Genomic DNA, 19,600 nt, shown 5'->3' with positions numbered 1-19,600 from the left:
GGAACGCTATAATTACGTAGTTCTTATGAAAAAAAGTCAGTTAGGTTTTTTAATTCTTCTTATCGCAGTCTTACCCCTGACTTCGTTTACCAAAAATGATACCGAAATACCCCCAAAAGATCAATTTGTTGTGGTTTTGGATGCTGGTCATGGTGGTCATGACCCGGGCAATTTAGGTAACGGTTATCTGGAAAAGAACATTGCACTAGCAATTGTTTTGAAGGCGGGTGCCGAATTAGAGAAACATCCGGGCATCAAAGTTGTTTACACACGCAAGGATGATACCTTCGTGAATTTATTCAAACGTGGCGAAATAGCTAACCAGGCCAATGCGGACCTTTTTGTCTCTGTGCATTGTGATTCCCATGGTTCGGATGCTCATGGAGCGGGCACTTTTGTCCTGGGTCTTCACGCCAATCGACAAAACTTTGAGGTGGCCAAAAAGGAAAACTCCGTAATATACCTTGAGGATAACTACGAACAAAAATATGCCGAATACGACATCAACTCACCTGAATCTGTAATTGGACTTACCATAATGCAGGAAGAGTTTTTGGAACAGAGTATATTACTGGGAAAAAAATTACAGGATAATTTCACAAAAAGGCTACAAAGAAAAGATAGAAAAGTCAAGCAAGCCGGTTTTATTGTTTTGCACCAAACCTTTATGCCAAGTGTTTTGGTTGAGGCCGGTTTTCTGACCAATAAGAACGAAGGAACCTATCTCAACTCTTCAAAAGGACAAAGCCAGATGGGCAAAGCAATTGCAGATGCCGTTGTAGCGTATAAAAATGATATTGCAAATGGCTTTGAAGCAGATAGCACACCAGTAGTTATTGAAGATTCTTCAGGAGCACTCCATACCACTTCAAAAGAAGAACAACAAGCACCTAAAGAAGATAAAAAGCCCTTAGTCAATACTAAAACCGAGGTAGCTTCCGACACCAAAAAAGAAGAACCGGTCAAGCCAGCAACGCCAAATGACATCATCTTTAAAGTGCAACTTATGGCAAGCGCAAAGAACATTCCGTTAAACGGATCAAACTTTCGAGGCTTGGATATGCTATCAAAAGAACCATACAAAAACCTTTACCGTTACATGTATGGCAAGGCGAGTTCTTATGACGATGCCAAGCGCTTAAAATCAAGTGCGGACGCCAAGGGGTATACTACTTCTTACATCGTGGCGTATAAAAATGGTACAAGGGTATCTCTAAAGGAAGTCCTTAAATAGGATAGATTACATAGTCCCTTTGTTAAAAATATTCCTAATTTTGTTAGGAACAGAAAACTGAATCTTTTGAAACTATCAAGGGAACTTAAGACTGGGATTATTGTACTTACTGGGATCCTGGCATTTGTTTTTGGACTGAGCTATCTAAAATCATCCTCCTTATTTGAAAAAACCAAAACGCTATATGCTGTTTATGATCATGTTGGCGGAATTCAATCAGGTACTCAGGTCACCATAAATGGGGTTGTGGTAGGAAATGTTATAGGGATTAAGTTCAAAGACGACAGGTTTCAATCTGTTGTCACATTTTCGGTCGATGAGGAGTATGAATTCTCCAAAAACAGTCGTGCTGAAATTTACGATACTGGAATTATCGGAGGAAAAGGAGTGCAGATTCACCCAGTTTTTGATGGTGCTCCTATGGCAAAATCCGGTGATACACTAAAATCAAGCACAAAGCCTGGTATTACAGCATTAGTTCAGGAAAAGCTGACACCATTGCAATTAAAGGTTGAAGGGGCCGTTTCCCATGCGGATTCATTGTTGATGAATGTGAACTCAATATTGGATGAGCCAACCAAAAAGGATTTAAAGTTGACCATAATTTCCCTGAATAATACATTAAATTCTTTTAAGGAAAGTGCAGATAAGTTTAATACCTTTCTAGCTAGTGAAAAATTGAGGAATTCATTAAATAATGTGGACAAGATCACAACCAATTTCTCTCAACTTTCCGATTCGTTGGCAAATTCGGGATTAGCTGAAACTGTGGCCAATTTCCAAACTACTGTGAACCGATTGAACACGGTATTGGGCAAAATAGAAAAGGGAGAAGGATCTTTGGGCAAGTTGGCCAATGATGAGAAACTATATGAGAACCTGACGGAAGCCTCAAGACAATTGGAGCTGCTGCTTCAAGACTTCAGACTCAATCCTAAGCGCTATGTGAATGTTTCCGTATTTGGCAAGAAGCAAAAAGATTACGAGCTCCCCGAAGACGATCCCGCTGAACAAAACCAGAATTAGTATATGGAATATCTGCCCAATGTGCTTTTTGTCATCGCCTTGGTCTTCGGTATCGGATTTTTTACCAAGAACATAAAAAAACTATCTAGAAACATCAAATTGGGAAAAGATGTCGATGTAGGCGACAATAAATCCCAACGTTGGAAGAATATGGCCCGGATAGCTTTGGGGCAGACCAAAATGGTAGTCCGACCTGTGGCTGGCTTGATGCATATCCTTGTGTATGTTGGTTTTATCATTATCAATATTGAGGTGTTGGAGATCATTATTGATGGTATTTTGGGTACTCACCGAATTTTCGCGCCACTGGGGGCACTTTATGATTTCTTGATAGGGTCGTTTGAAATATTGGCACTTTTGGTCATAGTGGCCGTAGTGATTTTTTGGATCAGAAGAAATGTGATAAAACTTCAACGGTTTATCAAACCGGAAATGAAAGGCTGGCCGGAAACGGATGGAAACCTGATTCTTTACATAGAGTTTGTGTTGATGATTTTGTTTTTGACCATGAACGCGGCCGATTTTCAACTACAGCAGTTAAATGCACCACACTACACCAAGGCCGGAGCTTTTCCGATCAGCCAATTTTTGATGCCGATTTTTGATGGAATGTCCGTTTCATCCCTTATTTGGGTCGAAAGAACTGCGTGGTGGCTGCATATTTTGGGAATTTTGGCATTTCTGAACTATCTGTACTATTCGAAGCATCTTCATATCCTATTGGCTTTTCCGAACACCTATTACGGAAAGCTTAAGCCACAGGGGGAATTCAATAACCTTGAGGCGGTTACCAATGAAGTGAAATTAATGATGGACCCTTCAGCAGATCCCTTTGCAGCTCCTGCCGAAGACTCACCTGAACCCGAAAAATTTGGAGCTTCGGACGTGATCGACCTTAATTGGGTGCAATTACTGAATGCATATACGTGTACGGAATGTGGAAGATGTACTTCTGAATGCCCGGCTAATCAAACTGGAAAAAAATTATCGCCACGCAAGATAATGATGGATACCCGGGACAGATTGGAGGAAGTCGGCAAGAACATTGATGCTAACAAGGGTGAATTCGTACCTGATGGGAAACAACTTTTGGACGACTATATCAGTCGTGAGGAACTCTGGGCCTGTACAACCTGCAATGCATGTGTTCAAACTTGTCCGGTGAGTATTGATCCTTTATCCATAATTGTGGAGATGAGACGATTTTTGGTAATGGAACAGTCGGCAGCGCCATCAGAATTGAACAATATGATGTCCAATATTGAAAATAATGGTGCTCCCTGGCCGTATAATCAAATGGACCGATTAAACTGGGTAAACGAATAAATCTGGTATTATGAGCGAAGCACTTAAGGTAAAAAGCATGGAAGAATGGATGGCTGAAGGTAAGCAGCCAGAAATATTGTTCTGGGTGGGTTCAGCAGGGAGTTATGACGATAGGGCAAAAAAGATTTCCAGGGCTTTTGTGAAAATCCTCAATAAAGCCAATGTTGAATTTGGGGTTTTGGGACCAGAAGAAAGCTCTACAGGCGACGTGGCAAAGCGAGCCGGCAATGAGTTCTTGTTCCAGATGCAAGCCATGATGAATATCGAAGTATTGAATGGCTACGAAATAAAGCGGATAGTGACCTGCGACCCGCATTCCTTCAATACACTTAAAAATGAATACCCAAGCTTAGGTGGAAAGTATGAAGTTTTTCATCATACCCAATATATCAAGGAGTTGATAGATAGTGGACGCTTGTCCGTTAAAGGTCAAGTATACAAGGAAAAACGAATTACCTTTCACGACCCGTGCTATTTGGGTAGGGCCAACTCGGTCTTTGATGCACCAAGAGACCTGTTAGGGAAAACCAGTGCTACCATTGTGGAAATGAAGCGTCATAAGAAAACAGCCTTGTGCTGTGGAGCGGGAGGAGCACAAATGTTCAAGGAACCGGAAAAAGGTGATATGGATATCAACGTGCTCCGCACAAAAGATGCATTGGAAACCAACCCCAATATTATTGCTACCGGTTGTCCCTACTGCAATACCATGATTACAGATGGCATTAAGGCCCACGAAAAAGAGGATAGTATCACTGTTTTGGATGTAGCTGAACTTATTGCAAATTCTTTTTAAATGTTAGTTGACTTTTCAACCCTTCCAGACAATGCCAGAATTTGGATCTACCAATCCAACAGAAGTTTTTCGGATTCTGAAATGCAGGAAATTCAAATAGGATTGACCTCCTTTTTAAAACAGTGGACAGCTCATGGCAGTGATTTAAGTGCCGGTTTCGAAATTAAGTACAATAGATTTATTGTAATAGGACTGGACCAGACTAGCTCCAGTGCTTCGGGTTGTTCTATCGATGCCTCAGTCCATTTTATACAACAGTTGGAGCAACAATACGACGTGAATCTTTTAGATCGTATGAATGTTTCGTTCAAGCAGGGAGAGTATGTTGCCTACAAATCCCTCACGGATTTCAAAAAAATGGCCAAGGACAAAGCCATTTCAAAAAATACCATCGTTTTCAATAATCTTGTGGCCAATAAATTGGAGTATTTGGAACATTGGGAAGTACCCGCAAGTGATAGTTGGCATTCGCGATTCGTCTAAGAATATCCTTAATTTATCTTAATAATTATACATTGTTCGATGAAATGCAATATTTTTAAGCGTTGTAAGTTCATGTCCTAGACAAGATATTTATGCGGATAAACCTTTACTTTCCCATTTTCTTATTGGTTTTATGTAGCATCCATGGTCAACAAAATCCATTGGTTGCCAAGGATTCCTTGTCCCAACAAAATTGGATCGAAGCCAAATACAGCAGCATGTCACTCGAAGAACGTGTGGGACAGTTGTTTATGGTTAGTATAGCTTCCAATCAAGATAGGTCCGCAGCAGAGAGAATAAAGGACCTTATCAGAGAACACCATATTGGCGGAGTTGTATTCTTACCAGGAGGACCGGGAAGGCAAGCAAAGCTTACCAATGAATTTCAATCCGTTTCAAAAACGCCACTGATGATCGCTTTGGATGCGGAATGGGGCCTTGCAATGCGCTTGGATTCAACCTACGCCTTCCCATGGAATATGACCCTTGGAGCCATTCAAGACAGTTCCATCATCGAAAAAATCGGATTTCAGATAGGCAAACATGCCAAACGACTAGGCGTACACATAAATTTTGCGCCAGATATAGATGTAAACAACAATCCGAAGAATCCGATTATTGGTAATCGTTCCTTTGGTGAAGATCCCTTGAAAGTGGCACAAAAGGGAATCGCATTCATCAAAGGAATGGAACAGGCGGGAATATTATCGTGTGGAAAGCATTTTCCGGGACATGGTGACACGGCAACTGATTCCCATAAGTCATTGCCAGTGATTTATTCAAACCGGCAGCAATTGGATTCCATTGAACTATATCCATTTCAAAAACTGATTGATAGCGGGGTAAGTTCCGTGATGGTGGCCCACTTGGATGTTCCCAATTTGGAGATTCGGGAAGGATTGCCTTCGTCCCTTTCCGAACAGATTATTTCTGGGGTTTTGAAGGAAGAGATGGGTTTTGGCGGACTGATTTTTACCGATGCCCTAAATATGAAGGCGGTTACCCAATTTGCTCCTGAAGGAGAAGTGGAATTGGAAGCCTTCCGTGCCGGGAATGACATGCTTTTAATGCCGGAAAATGTTTTAAAGGCCAAGGAAAAAATCATCGAGGCCTATAACAATGGCATGATCAGTGAGCAACGTCTTTCCTATTCAGTCAAGAAAATCTTAATGGCCAAGTATAAGGTGGGATTGAATGATTATACGCCGATTAACTTGGAAAACCTTTATGAAGATTTGAATGGCGTGGAAAATGATGTGATCTACGAAAAAGCCATAGAGAATGCTGTTACCGTGGCTAAGAATAATTTTTCCCTTCTTCCGGTCAAAAAATTGGAAAACAAAAAAATTGCTTACGTACAATTTGGCGACGACTCTGGGGATACATTCTTCGAGACCTTGTCCAAATACGCGAAAGTTACGCGCATCAAGGCTATGGATGCGGCCGGCTATAAGAAAAGTTTGGCCGATTTTAATTTGGTGATCATAGGATTGCACAAAAGCAATAAAAACCCTTGGAAGTCCCATAAATTTTCCAAGAATGAACTATTCTGGTTGCACGAAATAGCAAATCTAAGAACCAGTAATACCATCTTAAGTGTATTCACAAAACCGTATGCACTGCTGGATGTATTGGACTTTAGAACCATAGATGGGTTGATTATGGCCTACCAAAACAGCGAAATGGCCCAAGAGGCAGCTGCTGAGGTCATATTTGGAGGAATCGGAGCAAATGGAAAACTACCGGTTTCGGCTCATCCGGAATTTCCGGTGAACACGGGTATCGATTTGAAACCGCTACAACGTCTGGGTTACAGTATCCCGGAAAGCGTTGGTTTGAGCTCATCGCGATTGGCCATGGTAGATAGTTTGGTAAACTCTGGCTTGGATTCACTGATGTTTCCAGGCGCCCAAGTGTTGATTGCCAAAAGAGGAAAGGTGGTGTACAACAAGAGTTTTGGAAAACCGACGTACAAATCCGAAGAGAATATCAGGGAGGAGCATATCTATGATTTAGCTTCCTTGACCAAGATTTTGTCCACTTTACCGCTCATTATGAGAATGGAAGAGGAAGGTAAAATCGCGTTGAATGATACCTTTAAGGACCTGATTCCAAAATACGATTCAACAGAAATCAAAGATGTTACTGTTCTAAAGGCGCTTTCTCATTATGGCCGTCTTCCGGCATGGATTGCTTTTTATATTGATACATTGAGCAAAAACCGGAAGCCATCCAATCAGTTTTATAGAAATACCCCGACCGAAGGTTTCTCGTATAAAGTGGCTGATAATTTATATCTGACCGATGCATACAAGGATTCTATTTACAATCGAATAGGTCGTCAGAGCTTGAAATCCAATCGCTACCGATATAGCGATGTCGCTTATTACGTGTTCAAAGAGTATATTGAGGACACTTATGGAAAATCATTGGATAAATTGATTCAGGAGTTTTTGATCAGTCCCATGGGGCTTCATCACACGGCGTTCAATCCACTTGAAAAATTTCCAAAGGAAACCATTATTCCATCCGAAGAGGACAATTACTATCGTTATCAAACGGTTCAGGGCTACGTGCATGATATGGGAGCTGCCATGCAAGGCGGAGTAGGGGGACATGCAGGCTTGTTCAGTAATGCCATGGATGTTGCCAAGATAATGCAAATGTACTTGCAGGGAGGTGTTTATGGCGGGAAACGCTTTTTGACCGACCGGACCATTAAAAAGTTCAATACCTGTTATTTTTGCCATAAGGATGTACGGCGTGGTGTCGGTTTTGACAAACCTCAATTAAAGGATAGCGGCCCAACCTGCGGCTGCGTTTCGCGCAAAAGCTTTGGGCATAGTGGATTTACTGGCACATATACATGGGCCGACCCGGATGAGGAGTTGGTCTACGTATTTTTGTCCAATAGGACATATCCATCGTCCAGCAACACCTTGTTGATTAAATCTGGACTTCGAACACGGATTCAGCAAGCTATTTATGATTCTATTATAAATTAAGAAAAAAATATTGCCTTAGATTTGTTCTTATGAAGATAGCTATAGTTTGTTATCCCACTTTTGGAGGTAGTGGAGTTGTTGCTACCGAATTGGGGATTGCCCTTGGAGAAAGAGGGCATGAAGTGCACTTTGTTACATATAAGCAGCCAGTAAGACTGGGACTTTTGAGCAATAATATTCATTTTCATGAAGTGCATGTTCCAGAATACCCACTTTTTCATTACCAACCCTATGAATTGGCTTTATCCAGCAAATTAGTGGATACCATAAGGTTATATGGGATAGAACTCCTGCATGTTCATTATGCAATACCACACGCATATGCAGGTTATATGGCAAAAAAAATGTTGCAAGAGGAGGGAATTTTCATTCCCATGATTACCACTTTGCACGGAACGGACATTACTTTGGTAGGGAAACATCCATTTTACAAACCAGCGGTAAACTTTAGCATCAACAAATCCGATGTGGTGACTTCGGTATCTGAAGGGTTGAAAAAAAGTACTTTGGAGATTTTTGATATTGAAAAAGAAATTGAGGTGATTCCCAACTTCATCGATTCATCGAAATACCAACCTGATTACACAGATTGTGAGCGCTCTTTGATGGCCAATGAAGATGAAAGAATTATCACCCACATCAGTAACTTTAGAAAGGTAAAGAACATCCCCGATGTGATTAATGTATTTTATAGGATACAGAAAGAAATACCCGCGAAACTTATTATGGTGGGGGAAGGACCTGAAAAGGAATATGCCGAACAACTTTGTGATGACCTTGGATTAAAGGGAAAAGTCGTTTTCTTAGGAAACAGCAATGAAATTGATCGGATACTATGCTTTTCGGACTTATTTTTATTGCCATCCAAATCGGAAAGCTTCGGTTTGGCGGCTTTGGAAGCTATGATCAACAAGGTTCCAGTGATATCAAGTAACACTGGAGGTATTCCAGAGGTGAACAAACATGGGGTTTCTGGTTATCTGGCCGATGTGGGCGATATTGAGGAAATGTCGTCAAAAGCGTTACATATCTTGAAAGATGATGATGTGTTGGAGCAGTTTAAAGAGAATGCTTATAAAGTTGCTTCCAAATTCGATATCTTAAATATTTTACCTTTATATGAGGAGCTCTATGAAAAGGCCTATAAATCTAGATTTAAGAACACTTTTTGATTGATGAAATATTTTTTGATTATATCCTTAATATGTCTATCAGCTTGCAAGGCACAAAAAGAAGCCAAAATGAATTCGAATGAAACTGGTGATTTCGAATTGGTTGCCACTGATGGCTATAGTGGAATTGAGGCCTATGAAGCATCAATTATATCCGATACCAAATCATTGAATAAGTTTTATTCTAGAATCAATAAGACTAGAAAACCTGGGTTGCCTGTTCCCGCTATAGATTTTTCCAAAGACGTCCTTGTTGTGATGTGTTTGGGAGAGCAAAATGACAATATATCTCCCATGCTCAAAAAAGTGGAATCAGAAGATAATATTCTGGTTACCATTGAATTATCAAAAGAATCGGATGTCTCGAAGACTGAAAATCCATTAATTTCCTACCCGTTTTATATCTACAGTTTGCCTAGGACTTCCAAGTCGATAAAAGTTCAAAAAATGGGGTTTTAAAGAGCAAGTATCACCCAATTTTACTTCTTGTCGAATATTAGAGCACTTCAAAGTACAAAGCGAAAAACTAATATAGTCTTGATTTAGCTTTGTGCAATAAAGAACCTCAAATCTTATTCATATGAAAAGTGTAAGACCTATTCTTGCAGTGCTTATGTTATCTTGTTCTCTCCATATGGCTGGTCAAGATGTCCGGTTGACTAAAAAAGATAGTATTGTAAACAGTTTTTGGTTGGTTTCTCTGGGAACTAACTTTGTAGATGATTCTGGAGACGAATTTGGTAAACTATTCGACTTGAGCGATGGATGGCATACCGTTCCTTATCCCTCACGTGCCAGTATTGGCCGTTATTTTGAAAATGGATTGGGTTTGGAAGCCATAGCTAGTTACAATAAATACGATGCAGGAAAAATCGTTGATAACGCTGTAAATCCCGAAGATGTGAGTTATTTCGGCCTGGATTTTCGTGTGAGCTATGATTTGAATAAGATACTTGGCGAAATGGGCTTTTTTGACCCCTATGTCGGAATTGGTGTTGGTTATACGGATGCGAACAATCAGGGTAGAGGTACTTACAATGCAGTTGTTGGTTTTAGGACATGGTTTTCAGACCATTGGGGATTGGATTTCAACTCTACAGGTAAATGGACCATGAACACGGAAAATTCCACGAACCACATTCAACATGCTGTGGGAGTTGCTTACCGTTTTAACGTCAAGAAAGGTCTTTCAAGAAAGGGTGAAGAAAAGTTGGCATTACTTAAGGAATTGGAAGAAGAACAACAAAGAGTTCAAGATTCTATTGCAGCAAAACAAAAGGCAGATGAGGAAGCGCGATTATTGGCGGAACGTTTAGAAAGAGAAAAGGAAGCTGCACGTTTGGCTGCAGAAAAGGCCAAAAAAGATGCACAGGAAGCAGAACTTGCCAAAATAAAAAATGCAATCGACAAATTGTCCAACGTATACTTTAGGTTAAATTCATCCTACCTTACAACGAATGACAAAGACATATTGGATAAGCTGGTGGCTTTAATGGAAAATACACCAACTCTGGTTATTGAGATTTCTGCCCACACCGATTCTAGAGGTACGGATAAATACAACCAATGGCTATCGGAAAGAAGAGCGGAAAGAACTGTTGAGTACATGCTATCAAAAGGTATTGCAAAAGATAGGATATTGCATGATGCTTTTGGTGAAACCAAATTGGTCAATGAATGTGAAGATGGCGTTAACTGTCCCGAAACCAAACATAGCGAAAACAGAAGATCGGAATTTAAACTGATTTCATATTAATGGTGTAAGCCTAAGAAAAGACAGTTAACTGTAACAAAAAATATAGTGATAAATAAAAAGGGGGCTTTTAAGCCCCCTTTTTATTATAATTTAAAACTGCACTATTTTTCACAGTTTGCTAGTTTGGTTTTCATTGATTCTTGATTTTCCATAAGAATCCTATTTTGCTCCAATAACTGTTTTATTTGCTTGTTCTGTTCAATGGTGTATAACGTCAATTCCTCAATCTTTTGAAGTAGTAAAGCATCCATTTCACCAAGATCTACACCATCCGTCTTAATTTCTTCCTGCGAAGGGATATTGGGTAAGTGCCCATTCTGCTTTATAAATTTATCTACATCCTCCAACTTAGGTAATTTGTAATTATCCTTGAACACAAAGTCTGGCCAATCAGCGTTCAGTCTTACATTTACACCCTCTGCGATAATACTTCCCAATACTGCGAACTGATATCCTGTCGGTACCGTTGCGGTACCAATACCTACCGTACCTTGGGTATACGATATGTCATTTCCACTTACGTCCCACACTGGCGTCTCAATCGGAGTTCCATTGATTAGGAGCTGTGTGGCATTCACGGATCCGTTCACATCCAAAAGAAATCCGGGGTTGGTGTTCCCGATACCAATGTTACCGGTGTTATAATAAACATCGTTGCCCGAAGTGGTCCATTGCGTCGTTTCAATAGGGGTCCCGTTCAAAAGCAGTTGTGTTGCGTTCACCGCGCCAGAAACATCCAGCAGAAATCCCGGGTTGGTGTTCCCGATACCAATGTTACCGGTGTTATAATAAACATTGTTGCCCGAGGTGGTCCATTGCGTTGTTTCAATAGGGGTCCCGTTCAAAAGCAGTTGTGTTGCGTTCACCGCTCCGGAAACATCCAAAAGAAATCCGGGGTTGGTGTTCCCGATACCAATGTTACCGGTGTTATAATAAACATTGTTGCCCGAGGTGGTCCATTGCGTTGTTTCAATAGGGGTCCCGTTCAAAAGCAGTTGTGTTGCGTTCACCGCTCCGGAAACATCCAGCAGAAATCCCGGGTTGGTGTTCCCTATACCAATGTTTCCTGTATTGTAATAGGCATTATTGCCCGCCGTAATCCAGGGCGATTGTAGCAGCGGCGTTCCATTTAAAAGGAGCTGAGAGGCATTCACGGATCCATTTACATCCAACTCCACAGTTGGGTTAAGGGTCCCGATGCCAACATTTCCTGAGGCAGGAAATAGGTTCTGTGCATTGGATTCAATGCACAAAACCACAAATAATATTGTAAAAAAACTAAGCTTATTCATATTCTCTAATTTCAAATGAAAGATTATCAAAATTATCCTGGAAAAAATTGATACCGTTTTGCAGTTCCAATTGAATGCTGTTCTGACTCACCACCTCCCCGCGAACATTTGTATGGGTATTTGGGGTTGAATAAAAAATCACAGTTTTAGAAAGATCAATGTTCTTATCTAAAGTGCCAACATAAATACCTGCGGATTGTCTTACCCACGAAATGTTTAGTTCCAAGGTATTTACGAGGACTGAACTTGTTGGATTTTCGTCGTTGGATTGACTAATTAACGAAACGTAATTTGTGTAAGGAAAGTCAGGTTCTGTAAGGTTACAGATAAACTCCTCTTGTGTGATTTCTTCGTTATCAAGTTGTCCATTTCTATTAAGGTCTAGGCCAGATCCAATCTTATAACCGCCATTGGGACAGTTGGTTCCCGGTTGCTCAACAACTACTTGAAGAGCGCTGTTTAAACCGTTGACACCATTGAGGCCATCTGTGCCATCCTCGCCATCTTCTGGGCTACACCCAAAAAAAACGGACAGCAATATCAATAAAGTAAAAGCACGGGTTGTGCCAAATGTTCTTAATACTTGCATTTGATTATGTAGTTTGTATTAGCAATGGGGTTGAAGTAAATGAGGGGATTGCAAAGTTACAAAACACCCGTATATAAATTACATTTTCTTTCTTAGCCAGTCTCTAATCCACAGAAATCTTCATTAGATTATCATATTTGGAAAATGCTAGTCCTTCTGTAAAATTATTGAACTTGTCTACGTCGGAATCTTCATTGAGCCAGGCTAGGTATATCGACGGGGTGTCAATACCCGCCTCATGGGAAAATGGATAACCACCACCAAATCTGGGGTTCATCTCCAAGTAATAAACGTCATCTCCGTCAACAAAAAAGTCACAATCCATATTGCCTATATGCCTTGTTTTTTCGGCAATCACCCTTGCAATATCCGAGAATTTTTGGTCAATCACTGACATGGCCTTATCCGTTTCCCCGGACCTCATGGCCAATTTTTTTCTTACAAACGAACCGTAATGATTTCCATCAAAGTCGTTAAGAATGTCAATTCCATATTCTTCTCCATTTACTTTTTCCTGAATCAACACACTTTGTTCGATATCTTCAGAACTGGCATTACTCAAGATGGATTTACGCACCTTTATGTTTTGCAGCTCATAGGCCAATCTCAACTCTTGTTCATTTTCGGCGATATCAATTGAAATGGAAGCACTTCCCCATCTTGGCTTTACAATTAATGGGTAGTCCACCTCGGATTTCTGAACAGCTTCGATGGCGTCATTTAGGGTTAAATAGGTTTTGGGTGTTTTAATCCCAATTTCTATAAAGAAGTTGAAAGTTCGCCATTTGTCAAACGCGGTTGCTATCACTTCAGGGTCCGATATGATGACTTTTGCACCCAAGTCTTCAAGTTCGGCTTTGTGAGCAGAAAGGATTGGAAGTTCCAAATCATTCAAAGAAATAACGGCGGCAATATTTTCTTCTTGAATGATTTTTTTTAAAGTGGTAATATAGGTCGTATCATAGATACCGGGCACTTTGAGTGCAACATCGGCATCAACAAGAGCTGGTGCCGATAACTGCATATCTGCGGCCACAATATTGCCATGGGAACCTAATGCTTCTTTGAAATAATTAATTAAATAATTCCTTCGTCCAGCGCAGGTAAAAAGTATGTTGGTTTTCTTCATTTACTCAGTTGGATGGTAATGGTGAACTTTTTAAACGTACTGAAGACTAAGTTCCGTATACAAATTTCGTGTAAATTTTCTTTTCTTCGAGCTTAGCAACGGGATTTCATCCACGTATTCCAAAAAAATTTCCGCGTCACACCCCAGACAGTCCCTGGTTTGGGCCAACAACTCCTCTTCTCTGGTAAATTCACCCTCCAAGTTAAGTTTGATCACATAGGATTTCTTCTCGGTTTGGATAAACTGCATTTGCTTGAATTCGGGGTAATTTGGAATTACTGACATCAGCTTGAATGGGCTTATTAATTCTCCCGTTGTAGACAAAAGGATGTCCAATTTTCTACCCTCCACCGTTTTAAGTACTGGAAAAGCTTGCCCAGGATTAAAAATCATTGCTCCAATGTCCCCAGTATCATATCGAATCATGGGCATGGCGCGATTGTACAGGTCGGTAACAACTATTCTGCCCAAGGTCCCATGATTTACAGGCACATCCTCTTCAAAACCTAATATTTCTATATAATAACTGGCCCAATTGATTTCAAAGTGATTACTATCGGTGGCTTGTTGGGCCAAAATTCCATTTTCGAAATTGGAATACCTAGAAACCATGGGGGTGTTAAAATAATACCACATTCTACTTCGTACATGGCCGCTTAAACCCTCTGACATTCCAATACTGGACTTCACATTGCATTCCAAAGGTTTAGAGTTGATGGAATCCAAGTAATCACAGATTTTCTCCAGTGCTGAGGGGTAGGCCAACCAACCCTTTGGGGATTTGTCTTTTTGAAGCCAATCTAGCAATTCCTTAATCTTTTGCGGTTCCAAGTCGTCGACATTCAATTGTTCTATATTTTGAAGAAAAGAAGCTATTTTTCCTTTTTTCAAATTCTCGTTCCAAAGTCTTAGATACAGTAATTTATCTCCAAGCCTAAAGCCTGCCTTACCAGCAAAATATATAGTATCCGCTGTATTCCTTGTTTTTTTTCTCTGTGTTTGATAAATGGTAAAAGGAGTACCCGTGGAACCACTGGTGAACAATGTGTGAAGCTTTCCAAGACGAGAGGGATTCTTATGTTTTAAACCTTGATTTTCACGTATGATGTTTTTGTTAACAACCGGGAAATCCTGAAGTGAACTAAAGTTTTTCAAGTTTTTATAAAACGAAAAATTTTGGACAGCATGGCCCAGTAATTCTTTGATTTTAGAATCATTCTTTTTTTGAAGTTGGCCAAAAGAATCCATCGTTAAGGATTCTTCAATATCTTTTAAATCTTTTTTGACTTTTCCGCCCTTAAGCGTATCAAGAAGCCAAAAAGATGCATATCTAAGTTGGTTGAGGAAAGGATGTCTCATTGGGGCACGAGGTTAGGTACATTTTAATAACGTTGGCGTTAATTTTAAGTTCTTCGGATACAGCTTCCGATCTTAGCATGGGAAACGCTTTATTAGAAAACGTCACATTTAGGGGCAAATTGTAGTGTAAATATACAATGGAAGTTAACACGGTCATAATAGCATTGCTAAACTACATTTCATGGAGTGCAATAATTTGACCAAATCCTTATTGATAAAGGGTTAAGCAATATTTATTCGGCATTTGCCGGCATGGATGATTTTTAAACAGTTTGCTTGACTCTTGATCTTTAAATCGACAGGGTAGTTTTATAGAATTGAAGGCAATGATTCAGTCAAAGGTTTTTTTTGCGTTTCATCGATATTTTAAATGAAAATAATCGATTCTATAATAGGTACTATACTTTTGTGTTGTTCTCCCTTTTATTCAACCATAAAACCAGTTTTCGATGGTAAAGAAATTACTCTTGTATTCCTTTCTTTTAGGTTTAGGAACATTAACCGCTACATCACAAAATTTGCACTCGCAAGCCAATGCAGCGTCAATTGAAAATGAAGCAGATGCCACAACTGGTTGGACAGGTTTAGGAGTGGTGACTTCTGACAATACCGAGGCGCAAACAGGTAATTTCGCCATTAGGGTGGAATCTACGGCTAACAATGGAAGAACTTTGGAATATACTTTCAACGCGACCGTTGGAGTGGACTATACGATAAGCATATGGGCCAAACAGGGACCTATGGTATCTACCACGGGCAACCCGGCATTTGCCAACTGGGTCGGTATGCAGGGATTTGCCACTACTACTATTCTGGGTACGGATTGGGTTGAGTATGTATTCAATGTCACAGCTACAGGCACTAACCCAATAATAAGACTATATACCAGTCCTTTTAGTCAAAGATTTGTTGCCGGAAATACGGTAATTGTTGATAGCGTCTCAATTACGGCTGATGGAAGTGATACGGAGGCACCAACCGCAGTAACCGACTTGAGTTCCTCCAATACGACAGAAAGCACAACGGATTTGTCATGGAGTGCTTCAACAGACAATGTGGGCGTTACCAATTATGAAATATTCCAGGATGGGATCAGTATTGGAAATTCAGGTGTTAACACAAACTTTATTGTATTAGGACTTACACCAAATACGAGCTACGATTTTACCGTTGTTGCTGAAGATGCCGCAGGAAACACTTCAACGGTGAGCAATACAGAGACTGTAAATACCTTGGCGGACGCTCAGGCCCCTAGTGCCATAGTTGATTTGAGTTCGGCCAACACTACCGATACCACTACGGACCTTTCATGGAGTGCTTCCACGGACAATGTTGGGGTGACCAACTATGAGGTGTTCCAAGATGGAATAAGTATTGCAAATACAGGTGTCACCACCAATTTTAATGTAACAGGACTCACGGCAGAAACAAGTTATGACTTCACAGTTTTTGCTGAAGATGCTGCTGGAAATACTTCACTTGTAAGTAACACGGAAACTGTTGTTACAACAGCTGCTCCAGATACCGAAGCTCCCAGCGCCATAACCGATTTGGCATCTGCAAATACTACGGCTACCACCACTGACCTCTCATGGAGTGCTTCAACGGACAATGTTGGGGTGACCAACTATGAGGTGTTCCAAGATGGAATAAGTGTTGCAAATACAGGGACAACCACAGCTTTTAACGTTACTGGGCTGTCACCTAGCACAAGCTACGATTTTACCGTCTTTGCCGAAGATGCGGCAGGAAACACTTCCAATGTAAGTAATACGGAAACGGTAAACACGCCGTTTGTTCCTGATAACGAAGCTCCTACAGCGGTTACGGACTTAACTTCGTCCAATACAACGTCTACAACAACGAGCTTGAGTTGGACTGCATCTACAGATAATATTGGAGTTACCAATTATGAGATTTTCCAAGATGCGGTAAGCATTGGAAATTCTGGAGTGAATACAACTTTTAATGTAACAGGGTTAACGCCCAGTACAAGCTATGACTTTACAGTATTTGCTGAGGATGCTGCTGGTAACACATCACCCGTTAGTAACACAGAAACGGTTCTCACCAATTCGGGTGGGGGTGTTGTGGACTATACGTCCGAAAACTCCAACATGACAACGGTCGACTGGACTGCAAGAGACTTGTTTGCTGACAGAAATGTTGGAATTGGTACTACAGATACACAGGGCTATAGACTAGCCGTAGCAGGTAATGTAATTGCTGAAGGAGTTAAAGTGGAGTTGCAGGGCAACTGGCCAGATTTTGTGTTCTTGAAGGACTATGATCTAATGCAATTGGATCAAGTACGGGAATTCATTAAAGAAAACGGACACTTACCAAATATCCCCAGTGCCAAGGTGGTTGCAGAAGAAGGGATTGATTTGGGCACTATGGATGCTAAGTTGCTGCGAAAAATTGAAGAGTTGACGCTTTATTTGTTGAAGCAAGAAGAAGAAATCCAGCGTTTGAAGAAAGAGAACGAAGATATCAAGGGAATCTTGAGTAGATTGGAAAAAGTAGAAAAACAACTTGATAACAAAACTGGGAACTAGTTAATTATCACTAATTAAAAGTTGGAATTTCGACCTATGTCTTTCAAGAAAACCTCACATGTTAAAAACATCAGCTTCCGTCATATGGGAAAAAATTATGCTATTATCACCCTTATCTTAAGTATTCTGGTCTTTCAGTCGACATTTGGCCAAAGTATCCGAAAGAACTTTACGGAGATGACGGATTATGAAAAGGCTGAATTGGTCAGCGCATTTTATCAATTGCGAACAGGGCCTGATCTATTCAACGACTTGTCAGATTTTCACGCGCAGTTTTTCAATTTTGATAATGCTGCCGATCCCACTCAACCTGATTTACACTTTAATTTGCAAGATGAACAGGAACGAGAAATCTTTCTAGCTTGGCATAGGCGACAAATGTTTGAAATGGAACAGGCCGTACAAGATATTAACCCAGAAATTAGTTTGGTCTATTGGAATTCCGCGGTAGATCAAAGTACTACAGGACCTTTATGGGCAGCTGATCTTCTGGGGCCTTTTGATGATGACTGGTCACTAAACCGAAATTTAGGAGGCAACGGTCCAATGCCTACCCCAGCCGACATTGCGGATTTATTAACCGAGACAAACTTCTTCACCTTTTCCAACAGACTGGAACGACAGGCAGTTCATCGTGGGGCGCACGTTTGGGTGGGAGGTGCTATGCCCACGCCATTGTCTCCAAGGGATCCTGTTTTTTATTTTCACCATACCCATGTGGATAAAATTTGGGATGACTGGGAAGAAATCCATCAAAATTCAGCTTATATAGCAACTTCAATGTTACGCTATGATGGCACATATGTTTTTGACGGACAGACACTGCCTTTAGTTGATCCAAATGATATTACCGATACAAGATCTTTGGGTGTTTTCTATGCGGAAAATGGACTGGCAGAGTTGGACAATTACATTGTGAGCAATACTTATAACCCAGAAGAGGTTTTCTATTATCAATTTAATATACAGGCAGGCAGTAACTTTTTGGTACCCAATGGAACGGTTGCAAGATTTGAGTCTGTGAATGAAATAAATTTACAACCAGGTTTTGAAGCAGTTCCTGGATCAACTTTCGAAGCACTTATTGACACTCAAAATGGAGGTACAGGTAAGTCTGGACCTGTCCGGATTGTAAAACCGTATCCTTACTCGGAAAAGCTGTTTGAACCTATCGTTTGGGAAGAGACTGATCCATTGGTCAACGAAAAGCCAGTTATAATTACGGCCCATCCAAATCCTTTTACGGAAAAGATCACTATCAATTTAAGCAAACGTACAGATTGCATCATTGAGGTGTTCAACATGATGGGAATGAAAATCAGGGAAGAGTCCTTTCAAAATACCGATTCATTGGTCATTAAAAACTTATACGGACTGTCATCTGGCTTTTATGTAATTCGCGTAAGTGATGGCAATGGCAAACTCCTTATTGCGAAAAGAGTAATCAAAATGTAGTCAAGACTTCTATATAAAAAAATAAAGCCCCGTTATCGGGGCTTTTTTATTTGATATCTAATGTTTTCCGTGGTCCATATGGGAACTTTCGGGATCCCTGTACTTGCAACAAGCAGGTAAGTTTTGATAAACATCCTCAGGCGCGATAAATTCACCGGTATCATGACCAATCAATGCTATTTTTTCCTGTACGTCGGACACGGAGCATTTGCGTTCATCTATGATGGCTTTGAATTCTTTACTTTCTGAATCCCAGGAGGCAAATTTCACTCCCTTCATTTTGATTGCCGTTTTTTCTATTCGGTTTTTACACATCCAACAATTTCCCTTGACCTCAAAGGAAACGGATTTGTTTTTTTCTTGACTGTGTCCAAGGTTCAATCCTAAAAGGACAAATAACAAGAGAACAGTTTTTTTCAT

The 19,600-nt window shown here is 40.5% G+C and carries 16 protein-coding genes; 11 read left to right on the top strand and 5 right to left on the bottom strand.

The genetic code is table 11. From position 1 onward, the window contains the following. Nucleotides 1-25 precede the first annotated feature (25 nt). From ACULLH_RS14250 to ACULLH_RS14210, 9 genes are all read left to right on the top strand, one after another. On the top strand, nucleotides 26-1,234 hold the full coding sequence (locus ACULLH_RS14250) for an N-acetylmuramoyl-L-alanine amidase family protein (protein ID WP_454089425.1): 1,209 nt from the start codon (nucleotides 26-28) through the stop codon (nucleotides 1,232-1,234). Between the two features lie 66 nt (nucleotides 1,235-1,300). Further along, nucleotides 1,301-2,260 carry an MlaD family protein gene (locus tag ACULLH_RS14245; protein ID WP_454089424.1) on the top strand — a complete coding sequence of 320 codons (960 nt, stop codon included), beginning with the start codon at nucleotides 1,301-1,303 and terminating at the stop codon, nucleotides 2,258-2,260. Nucleotides 2,261-2,263: 3 nt separating this feature from the next. Further along, the gene (locus ACULLH_RS14240; protein WP_454089423.1) at nucleotides 2,264-3,586 is read left to right on the top strand and encodes a 4Fe-4S dicluster domain-containing protein; all 1,323 of its coding nucleotides are present in this window, start codon (nucleotides 2,264-2,266) and stop codon (nucleotides 3,584-3,586) included. 10 nt (nucleotides 3,587-3,596) lie between these two features. Then, nucleotides 3,597-4,382, top strand: a complete 786-nt coding sequence (locus ACULLH_RS14235; protein WP_454089422.1) for a (Fe-S)-binding protein — start codon at nucleotides 3,597-3,599, stop codon at nucleotides 4,380-4,382. Beyond that, nucleotides 4,383-4,865 (top strand): ABC transporter ATPase, encoded by a 483-nt coding sequence (locus ACULLH_RS14230; RefSeq protein WP_454089421.1) that lies wholly within the window; start codon nucleotides 4,383-4,385, stop codon nucleotides 4,863-4,865. It abuts the gene before it with no gap. A 92-nt stretch (nucleotides 4,866-4,957) separates the two neighbouring features. Next, nucleotides 4,958-7,870 carry a glycoside hydrolase family 3 N-terminal domain-containing protein gene (locus ACULLH_RS14225; RefSeq protein WP_454089420.1) on the top strand — a complete coding sequence of 971 codons (2,913 nt, stop codon included), beginning with the start codon at nucleotides 4,958-4,960 and terminating at the stop codon, nucleotides 7,868-7,870. A gap of 29 nt (nucleotides 7,871-7,899) precedes the next feature. Next, entirely contained in the window at nucleotides 7,900-9,042 is a 1,143-nt protein-coding gene (gene bshA, locus ACULLH_RS14220) for an N-acetyl-alpha-D-glucosaminyl L-malate synthase BshA (RefSeq protein WP_454089419.1), read from the top strand. A gap of 69 nt (nucleotides 9,043-9,111) precedes the next feature. Further along, complete coding sequence (locus ACULLH_RS14215) at nucleotides 9,112-9,501, top strand: hypothetical protein (RefSeq protein ID WP_454089418.1); 390 nt, start codon at nucleotides 9,112-9,114, stop codon at nucleotides 9,499-9,501. A 121-nt stretch (nucleotides 9,502-9,622) separates the two neighbouring features. Next, complete coding sequence (locus ACULLH_RS14210; RefSeq protein ID WP_454089417.1) at nucleotides 9,623-10,798, top strand: OmpA family protein; 1,176 nt, start codon at nucleotides 9,623-9,625, stop codon at nucleotides 10,796-10,798. A 101-nt stretch (nucleotides 10,799-10,899) separates the two neighbouring features. Here ACULLH_RS14210 and ACULLH_RS14205 read toward each other — a convergent pair whose 3' ends face one another. From ACULLH_RS14205 to ACULLH_RS14190, 4 genes are all read right to left on the bottom strand, one after another. Next, the gene (locus tag ACULLH_RS14205) at nucleotides 10,900-12,090 is read right to left on the bottom strand and encodes a hypothetical protein (protein WP_454089416.1); all 1,191 of its coding nucleotides are present in this window, start codon (nucleotides 12,088-12,090) and stop codon (nucleotides 10,900-10,902) included. Further along, nucleotides 12,083-12,679, bottom strand: coding sequence for a DUF7151 family protein (locus ACULLH_RS14200; RefSeq protein ID WP_454089415.1), 597 nt, complete (start codon nucleotides 12,677-12,679; stop codon nucleotides 12,083-12,085). The genes ACULLH_RS14205 and ACULLH_RS14200 overlap by 8 nt, the downstream gene beginning before the upstream one ends. Nucleotides 12,680-12,782: 103 nt before the next feature. After that, nucleotides 12,783-13,808 (bottom strand): ATP-grasp domain-containing protein, encoded by a 1,026-nt coding sequence (locus ACULLH_RS14195; RefSeq protein ID WP_454089414.1) that lies wholly within the window; start codon nucleotides 13,806-13,808, stop codon nucleotides 12,783-12,785. A 30-nt stretch (nucleotides 13,809-13,838) separates the two neighbouring features. Next, entirely contained in the window at nucleotides 13,839-15,167 is a 1,329-nt protein-coding gene (locus ACULLH_RS14190) for a CoF synthetase (protein WP_454089413.1), read from the bottom strand. A 449-nt stretch (nucleotides 15,168-15,616) separates the two neighbouring features. Between ACULLH_RS14190 and ACULLH_RS14185 the strand changes: the two genes are divergently transcribed. Together ACULLH_RS14185 and ACULLH_RS14180 are read left to right on the top strand one after the other, a co-directional pair. After that, nucleotides 15,617-17,725 carry a fibronectin type III domain-containing protein gene (locus ACULLH_RS14185; RefSeq protein ID WP_454089412.1) on the top strand — a complete coding sequence of 703 codons (2,109 nt, stop codon included), beginning with the start codon at nucleotides 15,617-15,619 and terminating at the stop codon, nucleotides 17,723-17,725. Between the two features lie 84 nt (nucleotides 17,726-17,809). Continuing rightward, nucleotides 17,810-19,180, top strand: a complete 1,371-nt coding sequence (locus ACULLH_RS14180; protein WP_454089411.1) for a tyrosinase family protein — start codon at nucleotides 17,810-17,812, stop codon at nucleotides 19,178-19,180. 57 nt (nucleotides 19,181-19,237) lie between these two features. On the opposite strand, the gene ACULLH_RS14175 is transcribed toward ACULLH_RS14180, so the two are convergent. Beyond that, on the bottom strand, nucleotides 19,238-19,600 hold the full coding sequence (locus ACULLH_RS14175; RefSeq protein ID WP_454089410.1) for a heavy-metal-associated domain-containing protein: 363 nt from the start codon (nucleotides 19,598-19,600) through the stop codon (nucleotides 19,238-19,240).

This window comes from Flagellimonas sp. 2504JD4-2 (genome assembly GCF_053642935.1).
This window is presented reverse-complemented; position numbering and strand designations above follow the sequence as displayed.